This is a genomic window from Pseudomonas sp. ZS1P83, from assembly GCF_054897825.1.
On the sequence record NZ_CM142706.1, the window covers coordinates 4333517 to 4352117 of the forward strand.

General features: G+C 59.4%; 19 protein-coding genes. 14 read left to right on the plus strand and 5 right to left on the minus strand.

Annotated elements, in window-relative coordinates; genetic code table 11:
* Positions 1–49 precede the first annotated feature (49 nt).
* Positions 50–226 (plus strand): hypothetical protein, encoded by a 177-nt coding sequence (locus ACYZT0_RS20565; RefSeq protein WP_462042751.1) that lies wholly within the window; start codon positions 50–52, stop codon positions 224–226.
* A gap of 320 nt (positions 227–546) precedes the next feature.
* Here ACYZT0_RS20565 and ACYZT0_RS20570 read toward each other — a convergent pair whose 3' ends face one another.
* Positions 547–1311 carry an SDR family oxidoreductase gene (locus ACYZT0_RS20570; protein WP_462042752.1) on the minus strand — a complete coding sequence of 255 codons (765 nt, stop codon included), beginning with the start codon at positions 1309–1311 and terminating at the stop codon, positions 547–549.
* Between the two features lie 97 nt (positions 1312–1408).
* Here ACYZT0_RS20570 and ACYZT0_RS20575 point away from each other — a divergent pair, with 97 nt between their 5' ends.
* Together ACYZT0_RS20575 and ACYZT0_RS20580 are read left to right on the plus strand one after the other, a co-directional pair.
* On the plus strand, positions 1409–2350 hold the full coding sequence (locus tag ACYZT0_RS20575; protein WP_462046613.1) for a LysR family transcriptional regulator: 942 nt from the start codon (positions 1409–1411) through the stop codon (positions 2348–2350).
* A gap of 312 nt (positions 2351–2662) precedes the next feature.
* On the plus strand, positions 2663–2974 hold the full coding sequence (locus ACYZT0_RS20580; RefSeq protein ID WP_462042753.1) for a DUF3077 domain-containing protein: 312 nt from the start codon (positions 2663–2665) through the stop codon (positions 2972–2974).
* Positions 2975–3446: 472 nt separating this feature from the next.
* Here ACYZT0_RS20580 and ACYZT0_RS20585 read toward each other — a convergent pair.
* A protein-coding gene (locus ACYZT0_RS20585; RefSeq protein ID WP_462042754.1) for an IS3 family transposase occupies positions 3447–4609 on the minus strand; the annotation gives its coding sequence in 2 pieces (ribosomal slippage) (positions 3447–4354 and positions 4354–4609; 1164 coding nt in all).
* Positions 4610–5112: 503 nt separating this feature from the next.
* Between ACYZT0_RS20585 and ACYZT0_RS20590 the strand changes: the two genes are divergently transcribed.
* From ACYZT0_RS20590 to ACYZT0_RS20625, 8 genes are all read left to right on the plus strand, one after another.
* On the plus strand, positions 5113–5589 hold the full coding sequence (locus ACYZT0_RS20590; RefSeq protein WP_462042755.1) for a formate dehydrogenase subunit gamma: 477 nt from the start codon (positions 5113–5115) through the stop codon (positions 5587–5589).
* Positions 5586–7133: a formate dehydrogenase beta subunit gene (locus ACYZT0_RS20595; protein WP_462042756.1), complete on the plus strand. Its 1548-nt coding sequence runs from the start codon at positions 5586–5588 to the stop codon at positions 7131–7133. The genes ACYZT0_RS20590 and ACYZT0_RS20595 overlap by 4 nt, the downstream gene beginning before the upstream one ends.
* Positions 7130–10012 (plus strand): formate dehydrogenase subunit alpha, encoded by a 2883-nt coding sequence (gene fdhF / locus ACYZT0_RS20600; protein ID WP_462042757.1) that lies wholly within the window; start codon positions 7130–7132, stop codon positions 10010–10012. The genes ACYZT0_RS20595 and fdhF overlap by 4 nt, the downstream gene beginning before the upstream one ends.
* The gene (locus tag ACYZT0_RS20605; protein ID WP_462042758.1) at positions 10009–10230 is read left to right on the plus strand and encodes a formate dehydrogenase subunit delta; all 222 of its coding nucleotides are present in this window, start codon (positions 10009–10011) and stop codon (positions 10228–10230) included. Before fdhF ends, ACYZT0_RS20605 begins: the two co-directional genes overlap by 4 nt.
* 170 nt (positions 10231–10400) lie before the next feature.
* Entirely contained in the window at positions 10401–12323 is a 1923-nt protein-coding gene (locus ACYZT0_RS20610) for an alkaline phosphatase D family protein (RefSeq protein ID WP_462042759.1), read from the plus strand.
* Between the two features lie 31 nt (positions 12324–12354).
* Positions 12355–12864, plus strand: a complete 510-nt coding sequence (locus tag ACYZT0_RS20615; RefSeq protein WP_462042760.1) for a P-loop NTPase family protein — start codon at positions 12355–12357, stop codon at positions 12862–12864.
* Between the two features lie 182 nt (positions 12865–13046).
* Complete coding sequence (locus ACYZT0_RS20620) at positions 13047–13301, plus strand: type II toxin-antitoxin system prevent-host-death family antitoxin (RefSeq protein ID WP_134096615.1); 255 nt, start codon at positions 13047–13049, stop codon at positions 13299–13301.
* Positions 13298–13552: a Txe/YoeB family addiction module toxin gene (locus tag ACYZT0_RS20625; protein WP_462042761.1), complete on the plus strand. Its 255-nt coding sequence runs from the start codon at positions 13298–13300 to the stop codon at positions 13550–13552. Before ACYZT0_RS20620 ends, ACYZT0_RS20625 begins: the two co-directional genes overlap by 4 nt.
* A gap of 8 nt (positions 13553–13560) precedes the next feature.
* Here the strand turns inward: ACYZT0_RS20625 and ACYZT0_RS20630 are convergent, their stop codons facing one another.
* The gene (locus ACYZT0_RS20630) at positions 13561–14736 is read right to left on the minus strand and encodes an acetylornithine/succinylornithine family transaminase (RefSeq protein ID WP_462042762.1); all 1176 of its coding nucleotides are present in this window, start codon (positions 14734–14736) and stop codon (positions 13561–13563) included.
* Between the two features lie 102 nt (positions 14737–14838).
* Between ACYZT0_RS20630 and ACYZT0_RS20635 the strand changes: the two genes are divergently transcribed.
* The 3 genes from ACYZT0_RS20635 (at position 14839) to ACYZT0_RS20645 (ending at position 17234) form a co-directional block, all read left to right on the plus strand.
* On the plus strand, positions 14839–15744 hold the full coding sequence (locus ACYZT0_RS20635) for a LysR family transcriptional regulator (protein WP_462042763.1): 906 nt from the start codon (positions 14839–14841) through the stop codon (positions 15742–15744).
* A gap of 75 nt (positions 15745–15819) precedes the next feature.
* Positions 15820–16833 carry a sensor domain-containing diguanylate cyclase gene (locus ACYZT0_RS20640; protein ID WP_462042764.1) on the plus strand — a complete coding sequence of 338 codons (1014 nt, stop codon included), beginning with the start codon at positions 15820–15822 and terminating at the stop codon, positions 16831–16833.
* Positions 16830–17234: a GNAT family N-acetyltransferase gene (locus tag ACYZT0_RS20645; protein ID WP_462042765.1), complete on the plus strand. Its 405-nt coding sequence runs from the start codon at positions 16830–16832 to the stop codon at positions 17232–17234. The genes ACYZT0_RS20640 and ACYZT0_RS20645 overlap by 4 nt, the downstream gene beginning before the upstream one ends.
* Before the next feature lie 12 nt (positions 17235–17246).
* On the opposite strand, the gene msrA is transcribed toward ACYZT0_RS20645, so the two are convergent.
* Entirely contained in the window at positions 17247–17951 is a 705-nt protein-coding gene (gene msrA, locus ACYZT0_RS20650) for a peptide-methionine (S)-S-oxide reductase MsrA (RefSeq protein WP_462042766.1), read from the minus strand.
* 68 nt (positions 17952–18019) lie between these two features.
* Positions 18020–18538 (minus strand): peptide-methionine (R)-S-oxide reductase MsrB, encoded by a 519-nt coding sequence (gene msrB / locus ACYZT0_RS20655; protein WP_462042767.1) that lies wholly within the window; start codon positions 18536–18538, stop codon positions 18020–18022.
* Positions 18539–18601: the final 63 nt, after the last annotated feature.

Here is an 18601-nt window from a genome sequence, read left to right on the forward strand (position 1 = left end):
AGCAAAAGCAGGACTCTCCCTACAAGAAAGCATCCCAGATGCAAAATGGGTGGCAGTTGCAAAGCAATGCGGTGATGAAGAAATTGCAGATATCCAAGAGCTAATAAAGTCGCTCAAAGCAGAGTTGGCATCAGTCGAAGATTGGGATGGCGACACTCAAGATGAAATCAACGTGGCAATTTCTCTACTCTCTAACCTGCTGAGGTTTGCCTCTGGCTCCGTCTGACAGAATCAACTAAGCAGGAAAAGAGAGTTGCCTCTGTGAGGCTCGGCCTGCCGGAGACATGTCCGCTTCGGGTCGGAAGCAGCCCTTCGTGACAGGCTGCAATCGGCCAAAAGCTGACCTTCTGCAGCCCTCAAAAAATATCGCGGCTAAAGCCCCTGCCACAAGGAACTACGATCCCATGTAGGGCTTTAGCCGCGAGCATCTGATCTTAAGCAATGGAGAAAACAGACCGCTTCTGGCCGGCAGCAATCCTAAACCGCAACGTATCCAGCGCAGTCAGGGCGTTGTTCCTGAAATGGACTCAGTGCGAGGCAGGTCACTCAGACCAGCCGAGCGCCGCCGTCGAGGTTTAGCGTAGCGCCGTTCATAAAGGTGTTGGTCATCAGGAAAACGGTAGCGGCGCCTGCTTCAGCGGCGGTACCGATGCGATACAACGGTAGCACTTGCTCCCATGCGCTCACGTACGCATCGCGCCCATCGCCCAGGGCTTTGCTAAAAAGAGGGGTGTCGATCGGGCCTGGGGACAGGGTGTTCACACGGATGGGCGCCAGCTCCAGGGCCAGGCCACGTGCCAGCGCTTCCATTGCCGCCGATGCAGCAGCGATCACGGCGGTGCCATGGGCGTTTGGCCGGTCGGCCAAACAGCCAGAGATAAAGACGATGGAGCCGTCCTTGGACAACCGATTTCCCAACGCGCGGATGGCGTGCAACGAAGCCCATATACGCTCTTCGAACGCCCGACGCAGGTAGTCGATTTCAGCGTCCAGCACCTTGCCCGCCACAAATGTGCCGGCGAGTAGAGCCAGATGATCCACTTGAGGGATGTCCGCCAAGGCGGCGTAGACGGCATCGCCGTTGGTGACATCAGCGGCGCGCCAGCCGGTGAGCCCATGTTCGGTCGCCGCTTGCTCGGCGCGCTCGGCATTGGAACCGATCACAGTCACCGATGCCCCGGCGGCTTTGGCTTGAATCGCGGCGGCTAAACCGATGCCGGATGTGCCGCCGAAAATCACCACCGTGCGGCCTTCCAGATGAGCGGGTAGCTGTTGGGTAAATGCGGTTTGGAGGGTGGTGGAATGGCTCATGGTCGATCTCCTTAACTGCCTGAATGGCGTCGTTGGGCAAAGACTAAAGATTCGAGCCAACATTGATAATCAGGCCATAAGTCGCTTTACTAATGCCATGAAGGAACAAATAGGGTTAGACCGCCTTACCGGTCTTATTGCCTTTGCCCGCGCTGCCACTTTAGGCAGTTACACCGCTGCAGCCCGCGATTTATCTGTGTCGCCGTCCGCTATCAGCAAAAGCGTGCAACGCCTGGAGCAACATTTCGAGCTGCGTTTATTCAGCCGCACCACCCGTTCGTTGACCCTGACACCTGAAGGCCGGGATCTTTACGAACGGGCGCTACGAATTCTGCGCGAGGTAGAGGACATCGAGCAGGCCGCAGTGGCCTCGCGCGCTGAGCCCTCCGGCACCTTGAAAGTGACCGCGCCGCCGCCTATCGGGCTGAACATATTGGCGCCGGCGATCCCCAGGTTTCGCGAGCGCTACCCCAAGCTCGCCATCGACCTGCGCTTGGGCGATCCGTTTGTGGACATCGTTGCACAAGGCATCGATGTGGCTGTGCGCGTGGGCAACCTGGCCGATTCGCGGCTTATCTCCCGCACACTCGGGCCGCATCGAATCTGCGCTTTCGCCTCTCCAGCCTATTTAGCCAAACGCGGCACGCCCCTGGAACTCAGCGACCTGGTCGACCATGACTGCGTGAATTTTCGCTACCAGAGCTCGGGCCAAGCGCTGCGTTGGCCTTTCAACGTGGGGGACCAAATGGTGGAGATAGCGCCCGACGCATCCATCGTCATCGACGCCAGCGATGCGGTTGCCGCAGTGCTTGCAGCTGGCGGTGGCATTGGCATTTCACCCACCTATGTCGCCGCGCCCTATGTCGCACGGGGAGAACTGAAGCCGCTATTTCCACAGTTCGCAGTCGACCGTTCCTCCATCACGGCCTTGTGGCCAGAGAGCCGCCGAGGCAGCCCGAATGTGAAGGCGTTTGTGGGTTTCCTGAACGAGCTATTTCCCAGCCCTACCGCGTGGGACGAGATCGTAGCGAAGGCGTAGCGCCAGGTAAGGCGCTACAGCGCCCCCATCACGTCTGCCGGCGCTTTTTTTATGCCTGCGGCGTGAGTTATGGCGGCTGTGCGTGGGACGTCTTCGGGCGTGCCGGTTTCCTTGATTCCCGGTTTTCCACCCTGCGCACAGCTGTCACCCATTCGTGTGGAAACGAATGTGGCAGCTCCACATATCAAGGAGTCTGATAATGCGCAGCATCAATCCGTACGAAATTTGGCTTTTCCCTCTACGCGACTCCCAGTTGCGTAACGCTCCACTGTCCACCCTCTCCCACCGCCTCTCCGTCATCGGAGGTGGTAAATGACCGACCATCCCGAACTCACAACCATCGGCCTGACACCTGCCATCTATTGCGCGAATAAGCCGCTGTTCCATGTCACTTGCGGCGTTCCCCTCGGTGATGCGTTAGCCATGGCTTCTGATTTTCTGTTCCTCGCCAAGAAGCTTACCGAAGATGCTGCTTACGCCCGAGACACCGACCGCCACGCCTGGGCCGCGCATTATTTGACGGCGATGAGTAAGGCGGTGGTGGATGATGCGGTGAAGGTGCTGACGCGGGATCGGGATAATGAGTTGGCGTCCAAGCGGGCGGAGGGGATGGCTGAGGGGTAGCGGGGTAAAACCGGACTCTGTCTGGCGTTCGAAGCTACGTATGGCAGTTGTAGGGGCGGGCTTGCTTGTGAGGATTGCGGGTATTCAGCGGGTTGGTGGATGCCTGGCGTTTTTCGCGAGCGGGCTCGCTCCTACAGGGGATTGTGTTTCGGTTTGGTGATTTGCGTTGGTTGGTCTGGCGCTTTCGCGGGCAAGCCCGCTCCCACAGGGTTTTGTGTGTTGATTGGGATTTGGGGTTGGTTTCGGGTATTTGGGCTTTCGATGGTTCGCTCAGGGCAGATGCTGAGAGTTCGACTACGAAACTGGAATTCGGAACAAATTAGCAGACCGACAAGGAAAGTAGAGCCATGAGACATGTGATTAGGGGCGTTTCTGAAGGCGAGGATTTCGCGTCCTATGAAAAAGAAATCCCGGTTTCTGTCGAGGATCTTAAGCCGATTATGGGATGGGAAAAGGACGATGATTGTAGTGGTCAACTAATCCCGGACACGACGTTAAGTTTTTCTTCGGCCCGAGCTGGCGCCAGCCCACCGTTGAATTGATGGGGCCGAATCCAGTTGTACCGATGCATCAAGAAATGACTGATATCGCGTTGGGCTTCTTGAGCCGTCCTGTAGCCCGTGGTCGGTATCCATTCGGTTTTCAAGCTGCGGAACACGCGCTCCATCGGCGCGTTGTCCCAGCAATTCCCCCGACGACTCATGCTCTGACGCATGCGATAACGCCACAGTCGCTGGCGAAATAAACGACTCGCATACTGCGACCCTTGATCCGAGTGAAACAGCAGCCCCTGAGGCCTTCCCCGTTGTTCGTAAGCCATATCCAGCGCCTTGATAACCAGCTCGGCGTCCGGCTTTTCCGATAGCGCCCAGCCCACCACCCGACGCGCGCAAAGGTCCATCACGACAGCCAGATAGTGCCATTTCCCCTGAGCCCAAATGTAGGTGATGTCGCCGCACCACACTTGGTTGGGTGCCGGGACATCGAACTCCCGATTCAAGATATTCGGGATATCCAACCGTTCAACCGTTGCCCGTTTGTAAGCATGAGAACCTGGCTGTTTGCTGACGAGGTCAAGCTCACGCATCAAGCTGCGCACTTTGAACCGACCGAGTTGCTCACCATCGTCACGCATCAACGAGAGGATGCTACGGCTGCCGGCAGCACTGCGACTTTGTGAAAACAACTCGCTCACCCGGCTGCGCAACCGAAGCCGTTCGACATCCGGCGTTCGGTGCTTGAGGCGGTGGGCGTAGTAACTTGATCGATTGATCTCAAACACTTTGCACAGCCAATCAATCGGCTCATGGACGCTCAGCTGATGGATCAGCGCGTACGCTCGTGATCTTCCGACATCAAGAGCGCGGTAGCCTTTTTTAATATCGATTTTTCCCGTTCAAGGCGGGTAATTCGGGCTTCCAACTCCTGAATTTTTTGCTGTTCCGGTGTCAGCGCTTTGCTCTGCGGGGTGACTCCTTGGTGTTCCTGCTGAACCTGGTCGACCCAGCGGCGTAGTGCCGACTCGCCGACACCGAGTGAACGGCTGGCTTCGATGTAGCTGTAGTTTTGCTTGAGCACGAGGTCGGCAGCCTCGCGTTTGAATTCAGCAGAAAAGGAACGGCGTTGTTTGGTCATCTGACACCTCGATCTGGCGAGCATTCTCGCCTAAATGGGTGTCCGGTTTCATTAGACCACTACAGATTGCGTGTACGACTATCGGCTTACCGCGGAGCAAATTAACGCAATAGAACAGCTTTGCTCGCTAGAGCTGCCCAAGGATCTGGAGCTTTTTCTTACGTGTAATGCCTGAAGTTTACCAGGCATCGACAGGCCCTCAGGGCATTAGGCCAGTGAGTAAACACCCCGCGCCCCACTCATCTAGACTTAATGCATAGTCGTAGGCAGAACTGAACACGTCGCTTTGGTGCAGTTGAATCAAAAGCGCCATGGCAAGCTGCTTTTATGCCCTTTAAGAGGTGCGGCGAAGACCGCGCCGGGCACAACAAGATGCCCGCTCAGGGTGCCCTGGCCACCGGCCTGAAATTGCCACGATTCCGTGACGTGGTGTGAGTGCCGCAGCCGACACTTTCGGACGACCGACAACCTTCTGGTTTGTCCGTGACCGTGAGGAATGCTGAATGCCTGATGAGATGTTGCACCTGCCGATGGTCAACAGTCTGCTGGAGCGCCACAAGGGCTCCCCCGGCGCACTGTTGCCCATCCTTCATGAGATTCAGGCGGGCATCGGTTACATCCCCGATGCCGCCATCCCCGAGATTGCCCACGCCCTCAATCAGAGTCAGGCGGAGATTCGCGGGGTGATCAGCTTTTACCATGACTTCCGTACCGCACCTCCGGCCCGGCATATCCTGCGTCTGTGCCGGGCCGAGTCCTGCAAGAGCCGTGGTGCCGAAGAGCTCGCCGCGCAGTTGCGCGAACGTCTGCAACTGGACGACCACGGCAGCAGCGCCGACGGCAGCATCAGTTTGCGCCCGGTGTATTGCCTCGGCGCCTGCGCCTGTTCGCCCGCTCTGGAATTAGATGGCCAGGTGCATGCGCGGCTCAGCGCCGAGCGTCTGGATGCGCTGCTCGACGCTTGCCGGGAGGACGCATGATGCCGCGTCTCTATTTGCCCGCTGATTCGCTGGCCCGTGCCGTGGGTGCCGATGAGGTGGCCTTGGCCCTCTCAAATCAGATTAATTTGGACCTACAACGCACCAGCTCTCGCGGTCTGTATTGGCTGGAACCGCTACTGGAAGTGGACACCCCGCAAGGCCGAATCGGCTTTGGCCCGCTGACTGCTGCCGATGTGCCGTCCCTGCTCGAGGCGCTGCAAGGCGAGCCGTCCAGCCATCCACTGGCCCTGGGCCTGGTGGAAGAATTGCCTTATCTGAAGACTCAACAACGCCTGCTGTTCGCCCGCGCCGGCATTACCCGGCCGCTGTCGCTGGACGATTACCGGGCCCACGGCGGCTTCGAGGGATTGACCCAGGCCGTCGCCCTGGGCGGCGAGCAAACCGCGACCGCAGTGTTCGATTCGGGCCTCCGTGGTCGCGGCGGCGCGGCGTTCCCGGCCGGCATCAAATGGCGCACGGTGCGCGCCACCCAGGCTGCGCAGAAATACATTGTGTGCAACGCCGACGAAGGCGACTCCGGCACCTTCGCCGACCGCATGTTGATGGAAGGCGACCCCTTCCTGCTGATCGAAGGCATGGCCATTGCCGGCATCACCGTCGGGGCCAGTTACGGCTACATTTATGTACGCTCGGAATATCCACAAGCCGTGGCGACACTGCGCGAGGCGCTGGACATCGCCCGGTCCAACGGATACCTCGGCGCTAATGTCGGCGGCAGCGGCCAGGCCTTCGATATGGAAGTGCGAGTCGGTGCTGGCGCGTATATCTGCGGTGAGGAAACCGCGCTGCTGGACTCTCTCGAAGGCAAGCGCGGGATCGTCCGCGCCAAGCCACCGATCCCCGCCTTGAAGGGCTTGTTCGGCCTGCCGACCCTTGTGCACAACGTGCTGACCCTGGCCTCGGTGCCGCTGATTCTGGCCAAGGGCGCGCAGTTTTATCGCGATTACGGCATGGGCCGTTCCCTGGGCACCATGCCCTTCCAGCTGGCGGGCAATATTCGTCACGGCGGTCTGGTGGAACGGGCTTTTGGCCTGACCCTGCGGGAACTGGTGGAAGACTACGGCGGTGGTACCGCCAGTGGCCGGCCGCTGAAGGCCGCCCAGGTTGGCGGCCCGCTCGGAGCGTGGGTGCCGCCGTCGCAATTCGACACGCCGCTGGATTACGAAGCCTTCGCCGCCATCGGCGCCATGCTCGGTCACGGCGGTGTGGTGGTGGCTGACGACAGTCTGGACATGGCTCACATGGCGCGTTTCGCCATGCAGTTCTGCGCCGAGGAATCCTGTGGCAAATGCACCCCCTGCCGCATTGGCTCGACCCGGGGCGTGGAGGTGATCGACCGTTTGCTGGCCGCGCCGGACCAGAGCGGTCGCGATGAGCAGGTGATCATCCTCAAGGACCTGTGCGACACCCTGCAATACGGTTCGCTCTGCGCATTGGGCGGCATGGTCTCCTTTCCGGTAGCCAGCGCCCTCAAGTACTTCCCCGCCGACTTCGGCCTGCAAGCCTCGGAGGCCGACCAATGATCACTCTCTTCGACCCGAACACCGATATCGACTTAGGCACCCCCGCCCGCGACAGCCAGGTGCAAGTCACCCTGAACGTCGACGGCCGCAGCATCAGCGTGCCCGAAGGGACGTCGGTGATGCGCGCCGCCGCGCTGCTGGGCACCACCATTCCCAAACTGTGTGCCACCGACAGCCTGGAAGCCTTCGGATCCTGCCGCATGTGCCTGGTGGAGATCGACGGCATGCGCGGCTACCCGGCGTCCTGCACCACGCCGGTCAGCGAAGGCATGAGCGTGCATACCCAGACGCCGAAGCTCGCCACGCTGCGGCGCAACGTCATGGAGCTGTACATCTCCGATCACCCGCTGGACTGCCTGACCTGCTCGGCCAACGGCAACTGCGAGCTGCAAACCGTCGCCGGCCAGGTCGGCCTGCGGGAGGTGCGTTACGGCTATGAAGGCGACAACCATCTGGCCGACGTGAAGGACACGTCCAACCCCTACTTCGACTTCGACCCGAGCAAGTGCATCGTCTGTAACCGCTGCGTGCGCGCTTGTGAAGAAACCCAGGGCACCTTTGCCCTGACCATTACCGGGCGCGGTTTCGAATCCCGGGTCGCGGCCGCCGGTGGCGAGAATTTCCTCGACTCGGAATGCGTGTCCTGCGGCGCCTGTGTGCAAGCCTGTCCCACCGCGACCCTGATGGAAAAAAGCGTGGTCGAACTGGGTCAGCCCGAACGCAGCGTGATCACCACTTGCGCCTATTGCGGCGTGGGCTGCTCGTTCCGCGCCGAGATGAAAGGCGACCAGTTGGTGCGCATGGTTCCCGACAAGAACGGTCAGGCCAACCACGGCCACTCCTGCGTCAAAGGGCGCTTTGCCTGGGGTTACGCCACCCACCCGGATCGCATCACCAAGCCGATGATCCGCCAGCACATCAACGACCCTTGGCAGGAAGTCAGCTGGGATGAAGCGGTGACCTACGCCGCCAGCGAATTCCGCCGACTGCAGCAAAAGTACGGCCGCGACTCCATTGGTGGCATCACCTCCAGCCGCTGCACCAACGAAGAAACCTACCTGGTGCAAAAACTGGTGCGCGCCGCGTTCGGCAACAACAACGTCGACACCTGTGCGCGGGTCTGCCATTCGCCTACCGGCTATGGCCTGAAACAAACCCTGGGCGAGTCCGCCGGCACCCAGAGTTTCGACTCGGTGATGCAGGCCGACGTGATCCTGGTGATGGGCGCCAACCCCAGCGACGCCCACCCGGTGTTCGCCTCCCAGCTCAAACGCCGCCTGCGTGAAGGCGCGCGGCTGATCGTCATCGATCCACGCCGCATTGATCTGGTGGACTCGGTGCATGCCCGCGCCGAGCTGCACCTGGCCCTGCGTCCGGGCACCAACGTCGCCATGCTCAATGCCCTGGCCCACGTCATCGTTACTGAAGGCCTGCTCGATCAGGGCTTTATCGACGCCCGTTGCGAGGGCAGCGATTTCGCTCGCTGGAGCGACTTCGTCAGCCGCGCGGAAAACGCACCGGAAGTCATTGGCCCCATTTGCGGCGTAGACGCTGCCGACATCCGTGCCGCCGCTCGCCTGTATGCCACTGGCGGCAATGCTGCGATTTATTACGGCCTGGGCGTCACCGAGCACAGCCAGGGCAGCACTTCGGTCATGGGCATCGCCAACCTGGCCATGGCCACTGGCAACATCGGCCGCGAAGGCGTGGGCGTGAACCCACTGCGTGGGCAGAACAACGTTCAGGGCTCCTGCGACATGGGTTCCTTCCCCCATGAGCTGCCCGGCTACCGTCACATCTCCAACGAGGTGGTACGGGCGCAGTTCGAACAGGCCTGGAACGTCACCCTGCAACCCGACCCTGGCCTGCGCATTCCCAACATGTTCGAGGCCGCACTGGGCGGCAGCTTCAAGGGCTTGTATTGCCAGGGCGAAGACATCGCCCAGAGCGATCCCAATACCCAGCACGTCACCGCGGCGCTGTCGGCCATGGAATGCGTGGTGGTGCAGGACATTTTCCTCAACGAAACCGCCAAGTTCGCCCACGTGTTCCTGCCGGGATGCTCATTCCTGGAAAAAGACGGCACCTTCACCAACGCCGAGCGGCGCATCTCGCGCGTGCGCAAGGTCATGGAGCCGCTGGGCGGCAAGGCCGACTGGGAAGGCACCGTGGCCCTGGCCAACGCTCTGGGCTACCCGATGCACTACACGCATCCGTCGGAAATCATGGATGAAATCGCTAGCCTGACGCCGACCTTTACCAACGTCAGCTACGCCGAACTGGAGCGCCACGGCAGCCTGCAATGGCCGTGCAACGCCGCGGCACCGGACGGCACGCCGACCATGCACATCGAGGAATTCGTGCGCGGCAAAGGGCGTTTCATGCTCACCGGCTACGTGCCCACCGAGGAAAAGGTCAACAATCGCTACCCTCTTCTGCTGACCACCGGGCGCATCCTCAGCCAGTACAACGTCGGCGCCCAGACCCGGCGTACCGAAAACGTCGCCTGGCACGACGAAGACCGCCTGGAAATCCACCCGACCGACGCCGAGAGCCGTGGCATCAACGAAGGCGACTGGGTTGGCATCGGCAGCCGCGCCGGACAGACCGTACTGCGTGCGCGAGTCACCGAACGGGTCGCCCCAGGCGTGGTGTACACCACCTTCCACTTCCCTGAATCGGGGGCCAACGTCATCACCACCGACAACTCCGACTGGGCCACCAACTGTCCGGAGTACAAGGTCACCGCCGTGGAAGTCAGCCGCGTCTACCACCCTTCCGAGTGGCAAAAACGCTACCAGGAATTCAGCGACAACCAACAGCGCCTGCTCGACGAACGCCGCCAGGCGCGTGGCGCTAAAGCGGAGGTACGCCGATGAGCACTGACAACCTGATCAAAATGGTCAACCAGATCGCCCAGTACTTCGCCAGTGAACCGGACCAGCAACTGGCGGTGCTCGGCGTACGTAATCATCTGCAGATGTACTGGACGCCCGGCATGCGCAAGGAGTTGCTGGCCTGGCAGACAGAGCATCAAGGGGCAGAATTGCACCCTTTGGCGCAGGCGGCGGTCAGTGGGGCGGGCTGGGAGGCTTAGGTTCACACACGATCCCTTGGGATTAGCCCCGAGTTTTTCGGGGCTTTCACTTGTGCGGTGCTTGGCGGGCGGGCTGCCAGTTGTTGCCTTGACTGTCGGATTCAAGCCAGTTGCCATTCATTGACATCAGCTGCGTTATCATCCTGCGCTTCTCTGTTCCAAGCACCCGGATGTCCATGTCTTTGCCACTGCCAGACGATCATCAATCCCTGCCCCCTGTCCTGGTCGGGCCGTTGTTGCGGCGGCTGGAACCTACGCGGCTGGTGATGTGGCTGGTGGGGTCGCGGGCGCTGTCGCTGACGTTGCGCCTGCAAGATCGCGACGATATCCACCTCGACGCGCATCGGTGCACGATCATTGCGGTGGGCACCCAGGCCTTTGTTCATTTGATCGATGTGCCGCTGGACGCCGCCCTGCCCTGCGACACGTTAATCGAATATGACCTGCTGATTGACGACGCTGGCGCAGGCATCGCCGATTGGGCCCCGCACTTGCTGTACGGCGACGCCCGTTGCCCGAACTTCGTCCTGCGCTCGCGAGTCGACCAGCTGCTGCATGGTTCTTGCCGCAAACCTCACCATCCGGCCCCGGACGGTTTGCTGTGTGTCGATCGTTTGCTGGAGACCGAACCGGACGTGCGCAAACGTCCGGCGCTGCTGATGATGAGCGGCGATCAGGTGTACGCAGACGATGTCGCGGGCCCCATGCTGCGAGCCATCCATGCCTTGATCGCGCGGCTGGGATTGTTCGGCGAACACCTCGAAGGTGCGGTGGTCAGCGACAGCGCCAAACTCTACGAGGATCCCGCCAGTTACTACCACCGTGCGGATTTGTTACCGGCGCTGAAGAGCAACGAAACCCTGCGCGAGCGATTTTTCGGCGGGGTGCGTAAGCCGATTTTCACCAGCAGCAGTGCCGACAATCATCTGGTGACGTTCGCCGAGATCATGGCCATGTACCTGCTGGTGTGGTCACCGACGCCCTGGACATTGATCGCTCCAAAACCACCAAAATTGATTCCCGAAAGACGCGAGCGTTATGCGCTTGAGCAAACGCGCATCGATGATTTCAAAGCGGGTCTGGGGGGTGTCGCCCGAGCGTTCGCGCATCTGCCGTGCCTGATGATTTTCGACGATCACGATATTACCGATGACTGGAATCTTTCCGCGCAATGGGAGGAAACGGCCTACGGTCATCCGTTCTCCAAGCGCATCATCGGCAACGCACTGATTGCTTATATGGTGTGTCAGGGCTGGGGCAACAACCCGGATGCATTCGACGGCGTGCTGGAAAAAACCCGTTTATTGAGTGCCACAGGGCAGGACCATTATCTCGACAGCGACGTTCAGGACGGTTTGATCGATGAGCTGCTGAGGTTTCAGAACTGGCATTACGTGCTGCCTACTAGCCCGGCCATTGTCGTGCTCGACACCCGCACCCGGCGCTGGCGCAGTGAGATGACCCTCAAGCAGCCTTCGGGTTTGCTGGATTGGGAAGCGCTCAGCGAACTGCAACAGGAATTGCTCGATCACCCGTCGGCAATCATCGTTTCGCCGGCACCGATCTTCGGCGTCAAACTGATCGAAACCGTGCAGCGGGTCTTCAGCTGGTGTGGTTATCCCCTGCTGGTGGACGCCGAAAACTGGATGGCCCATCGCGGCGCAGCCCAGGTCATCCTGAACATTTTCCGACACTCGCGCACGCCCGGTAACTACGTGGTGCTGTCGGGCGATGTGCATTATTCCTTCGTCTACGAAGTATTGATCCGACACCGCAAAGCCGGTCCGCGAATCTGGCAGATCACCAGCAGCGGCATCAAGAACGAATTCCCTCCGGCCCTGCTCGAATGGTTCGACCGCCTCAATCGCTGGCTCTACTCGCCGCGCTCGCCGCTGAACTGGCTGACCAAACGCCGGCGCATGCGCATTGTTCCACACGTCCCGGAACATGCTGAAGCGGGTGAACGGCTGTGGAATTCGGCGGGGATCGGGCAGGTGTTCTTTAATGAAAAAGGACAGCCCCAGGAAATTTATCAGCACAACTCAAACGGTTCGCCGAAGACGCGGATGGTTGCGCCTGAGAATGACGACTGAAGGCATTCGCTCACACTGATCGGTGTCGCTCATGAACCTCAATCGAACCCTGATCATCGGTAACTCCGGCGCCGGCAAAAGCTGGCTGGCCGAACGACTGGCCGAGCACCTGCACATACCATGGGTCGATCTCGACTCGATTCACTGGTTGTCCGACGAACTCAGCATCCCCCGCCCCCGTGCCGAGGCGCTGGGCATGGCACGGGTGCTGGCCGGTGAAGAGCGCTGGGTGATCGAAGGCGTTTACGGCTGGATCGTCAGCGAACTCTTGCCCCGGGCAACAGCGCTGATCTGGCTGTGTCTTGATGATGACGAATGTGTCGCCAATATTCGTCAGCGAGAGGCGCAACGGGACGAGCATGACGAGTTGTTGATTGCATTGCTGGACTGGGCCCGCAGCTATCGTACGCGCGAGGAGTCCAGTGGATTTGCCGCGCATCAGCGTCTGTTCGATGGTTTTAGCGGTTCGAAACTGCAACTCATGAACCGAGCGCAAATGACCGATTTCATCCATCCCTCATCCCACACCCGGCGCATTTGAGCACAGGGGATGGCGTGTTAATCGGATCGGGATTACATCGATCACGGAAACGTCTCGAAGAATCTTCGGCGATACTCAGTACAAACGTAGATGCATCGTCTGCGTAACGACCACTCGTAGGTATCACCTTGTCATCCTGTACTCATTTCTGTACGTTCTTTGCATCGAGCGAGGACTACAACATGCAAACCATCAACTACACCACAGCACGTGCACACCTTGCCGAAACCATGGATCGGGTCAATGAAGACCGCGCCCCACTGTTGGTCACTCGCCAGAAAGGCGAACCCGTGGTGATGATGTCTCTGGCGGAGTACAACGCTCTCGAAGAGACTGCCTATCTGCTTCGCTCCCCTGCTAATGCTGAACGCCTGATCAAATCGATCGGCAACCTGCGGGCAGGGAAAACCAAAACCAGGCAACTCATCGAAGAATGAAAATCGAGTTCACTCCTGAAGGTTGGGAAGACTATCTGTGGTTCCAACAAAACGATAAGGCAGGACTTAAGCGAATCAACCTGCTGATCAAATCAATCCAGCGCGAGCCGTTCGATGGACTCGGAAAACCTGAACCGCTCAAATACAACTTGAGCGGCTTCTGGTCGCGCCGGATTACAGCCGAGCATCGCTTGGTCTATGCAGTCGAGGACGGTGAAATACGCATCGTGATGTGTAGATACCACTACTGAGATAAATCTCAGGCGGCTTTCAGCGCCCGGCAAACCCCTCTGACAATCATCTCAACTTCTCGCTCATCAATCGTCAGCGGCGGCAGCAAGCGAATAGTCTTGCCCCGTGTCACGTTGATCAGCAAGCCGTGATCCCGTGCGGCGATCAGGGTCAGGTCGCGAATGGGCTGTTTGAGTTCGATGCCAATCATTAAACCCTGGCCGCGGATCTCCAGGACGTTCGGGTCATACGCCAATTCGATGCGCAATCTGGCGAGCAAGCGCTCGCCCTGAAGTTTGGCGTTTTCCAGCAGCCCTTGTTCTTCGATGATCTCCAGCACGGTGCAACCGACCCGGCAGGCCAGTGGATTACCGCCGAAGGTGCTGCCGTGACTGCCGGGGGTGAAGAGGTTGGCGGCTTTGCCCCGAGCCAGGCAGGCGCCGATGGGAATGCCGTTGCCCAGGCCTTTGGCCAGGGTCATGACGTCCGGAACGATGCCTTCGTGCTGGAACGCAAACCACTGGCCGGTGCGTCCGATACCGGTCTGGATTTCGTCGAGCATCAGCAGCCACGAACGCCGATTGCAAAGTTCGCGAATGGCTTTCAGGTAACCGGGCGGGGCCATCTGGACACCGCTTTCACCCTGGATCGGTTCCATCAGGATCGCCACGATGCGCGGGCCGTGGGCTTGCTGCACTTCGTCCAGCGCCTTGAGGTCGCCAAATGGCACTTTGACGAAGTCCCCCGGCAGCTCGTTGAAACCCAGGCGTACCGCCGGGCCGTCGCTGGCGGACAAGGTGCCCAGGGTCCGGCCATGAAAGGCGTTCTCCATAACCACCACCAGCGGTTGTTCGATGCCTTTTTGCCAGCCATATAGCCGCGCCAGTTTCAGCGCGGTTTCGTTGGCTTCGGCACCGGAGTTGTTGAAGAACGCTCGATCCATGCCCGCCAACCGCGTCAGTTTCTGCGCCAGCCGCTGTTGCCAGTCGATGCTGTAGAGGTTGGAAGTGTGCAGCAACAGACCAGCCTGTTCGCTGATGGCTGAGACAATTTTAGGGTGGGAGTGGCCGACATTGGTCACCGCCACGCCCGCCACCGCGTCCAGGTATTCACGACCGGCCTGATCCCACAGGCGCGTGCCAAGGCCCTTGCTGAAACTCAAGGCCAAGGGTTGGTAAGTGGTCATAAGGCAGGCGGCGGTCATGACATCAAGCTCCATCAATTGTCGGTGTTTTTGCAGTATGGTTAGCCACCTGAGCTAGATAAACGCTGCAACACTTCAATCATTTTAAAGCCGAGCTTGATAATGGACTTATTCCAGGCAATGACCGTGTACGTCAAAGTGGTGGAAACCGGCAGCATGACCGCCGCCGCCTTCCAGTGCGAAATGTCCACGACAATGGTCGGCAATCACCTACGGGCGCTGGAACAACGTCTGGGCGTGCGCTTGCTTAACCGCACGACGCGGCGCCAGCGGTTGACGGAATTCGGCACGGCTTACTATCAACGCTGCCTCGAAGTCCTGGGGTTGGTGGCTGACTCCGAGCGCTTGGCCGAGCAGGCCCTCGACGAGCCGAGCGGCACCTTGCGCATCACCGCACCGCTGACGTTCGGCAGCGAAAAACTGGCACCCGCCCTGAGTGAATTCGCCCTGCTGTGTCCACGCGTCAAGTTGGATGTGGTCCTCACCAATCGACGTCCTGACCTGCTCGAAAACGGTTTCGACGTGGCGTTTCGCCTGGGCAATACCGAGGAGACCAATTTGATCGCCCGTCCACTCCTCGACTACACCCTGACCCTGTGTGCATCACCGGAATACCTGGCGCGCAAAGGCACACCGCAGAAACCTGATGAGCTGCAACACCACGACTGTCTGTCCTTTGCCTATCCGGCCGGGGATGATTGGCAGTCGGTGGAAAAACATTGGCGCTTGACCGGTCCCGAAGGCGAAGTGGCGGTAGCGGTCAACGGGCCGATGTTGATCAACAGTTCGGCAGGACTGCATCAAGCGGCGCGATCCGGAATGGGCATCGTAGTGTTGCCTGATGCGTTGATGGAGCAAGATCTAAAGGACGGAAAACTGGTGGCATTGATGCAGGATTACCTGCCGCCGAGCCGACCGATGAACCTGATGTATGCCCAGGATCGCTACCGTTTGCCAAAAATGCGTAGTTTCGTCGACTTTGCCTTGCAGAGATGGGGCAAGCACTAGCCGACCGAATACGCCATGCACTAATCTCCTCGACTGATGGGTCACTTTGAAATCAGGGCGGCAGGGAGAGCGGAGATGGGTGAGGCGTCGAATATCGAGCCGTTGAAATTCAATCTGTCGGATTTGAACGAAGACATGCTGCACACCATTCTGGAACTGGTCAGCGACGGCATCTGGGACTGGAACGCCAACACAGGGTTCGTCTATCGCAACCCTGGGTGGTACGAGATGCTCGGCTACGCGCCTCATTCCCTGGATAACAACGTGTTGACTTGGGAAAACGTGATCCATCCCGATGATTACTCGCACGTCATGGCACTGTTCGATGACTACCTGAATCAACGAGCCCCCGGCTATCAGGCCGAGTATCGCTGCCGCATGCAGGATGGCAGCTATACCTGGATCGAAGACCGTGGCTACGTATTGGCAAGAAATGCCGACGGCTCGGTGGCGCGGATGGTCGGCGCACACCGCAGCATCGAAGACAAGAAGCGCCTGTTCGAAGCGCTTGAACGGCGCAACCAATCCCTTGAAGCGATCGTTGAAGAGCGCACCCGGGAGCTTTCCAGAGTCAATCTGCAGCTACAAATTCAACTCGAAGAAAACCGCAAACTGGCAGAAACCGACGCACTCACATCGATCGCCAACCGCTATCGCCTGGAAAAATCCCTGCCCCAGGAATGTGATCGCGCCCAGCGCTTTCGTCAGCCACTGTCGCTGATAGCCATGGACATCGACGACTTCAAGTGCATCAACGATCACTATGGCCACGCGCTGGGAGATGCGGCATTGGTGCAAGTGGTCGAAAGCGTGAAGCACTGCGTGCGTGAGGGCGATCTGCTCGCGCGGTGGGGCGGTGACGAGTTCATCATGATCCTTCCCAATACACCACTCGCCGACGCCCGGACCCTCGCCGAGAAAATCCGCCACGGCCTTGCAGGCTTGCTGCCGATCGGGGATTTTCAAGTGACCATGAGTATTGGCGTGGTTCAGCGCTTTGAAGAAGAACAACAGACCGGGCTGCTGGCCAGGGCGGATCAAGCGCTGTACCGATCGAAGATCGCAGGCAAGAATGTGATTTCTGGATGAGCAATGTCTTGCATGTCCGCGATGTACTGCCCTCGGAAGTAGTGTCCGTACAGCTTTTTCTGGGGCAGAACGGATGGGCTCACCGCACAGGTTCCGCTGAACATTTTGCGCAGTTGATCACTAACTCCCAACGCACCGCCCTTGCCGTGAAGAACTCCCGCATTGTCGGTTTTGCCCGAGGCATCACTGACGGCCTATCAAACGGTTATCTGTCGATGGTCGTCGTCTGTGGGCAGCATCGACGTGAAGGTATCGGGCGTGCACTGGTTGAGCATGTCATGGCCGAGAACACCGACATTACCTGGGTTCTACGAGCAGGTCGGGAAGGCGCTTCGGACTTCTTTTCAAGCCTGGGTTTTGAAGCGTCGACCATTGCGATGGAGCGCCCACGTCGTAAATAACATACCCACCATTCACATCCCCGCCTTCACCAACACCGGTTTCTCCTGATACCGATCCGGATACAGCTGCTTCAGCTGCGCGACCTTCGGTAGATCGTTGATCACGATATAGGGATAGGTCGGATGCTCGGTCAGAAAATCCTGATGCTCCTCCTCCGCCGGGTAGAAACCGTTGTAGGTTTCCAGCTTGGTGACAATAGGTTTGTTGAACGAATGAGCGGCGTCGAGCTGGGTAATGTAGGCCTGAGCGACACGTTGCTGTTCGCTGTTTTCCGGGAAAAGCGCCGAGCGATACTGAGTGCCGCTGTCAGGTCCCTGACGGTTGAGTTCGGTAGGATTGTGAGCCACCGAGAAGTAGATTTGCAGCAAGGTGCCATAGCTGACCTGACGGGGGTCGAAGGTGACTTCCACGGATTCCGCATGACCGGTATCGCCCTCGCTGACCCGCTCGTACTGAGCGGTGTTGGTTGCACCGCCGGCGTAACCGGAGACAGCTTTCGTCACCCCTTTGACATGCTGGAACACGCCTTGGACACCCCAGAAGCAACCGCCGGCGAAGACTGCGGTTTCGCTGTGGGCCTGGGTGGTTTCGTCGAGAGTGGGTGGAGGAATGATGACTGCGTCTTCGGCACTGAAAGAGAACGCTGAGCCATGGCCGATGACGCCGGCAGCGGCCAGGCCCAACAGGGCGCGGCGCCAGGTGAATAGGGTTTTCATGAGGCTGACTCCTGAATAAATGGAATGACGATCAACCGAACGTAAACGCGAAAAGGAGTGCCCATGGATCAAGCCGCCTGCGGCTCGAACGTCATCGCCAGGCCGTTCATGCAGTAGCGCAAACCGGTGGGTTTGGGTCCGTCATCGAAGATATGGCCCAGATGACCGCCACAACGCCGACAGTGGACTTCTTCACGCAGCACTCCAAAGGAGCGGTCCTGACGAGTGGCCACAGCCTTGTCCAGCGGTGCCCAGAAGCTCGGCCAACCGGTGCGGCTGTCGAACTTGGTCGCCGAAGAAAACAGTGGCAGGTCGCAACCGGCACAGGCAAAAGTCCCTTCACGGTGCTCGTTGTTCAGCGAGCTGCTGTAGGCCCGTTCGGTGCCCTCTTCGCGCAGGATTTCGTACTGCTCGGCGCTGAGCATGGCGCGCCATTCGCTGTCGCTGTGAGTCACCTCGAACACCTCCGCCGCGCTGGCGTCACCGACCAGCGCAGAACTTGCGGTAAATTTTGGCAATACACCGATGACCAGGGCTGCAGCGCCTAGCCCGCCGCTTGCTACGAGAAACTGTCGCCGTGAAAACATGGTCGTCTCCGAAAAATCCAGGTGCCTGACATGGAACACAGCCTAGGCTTGGGTTGATCGCCA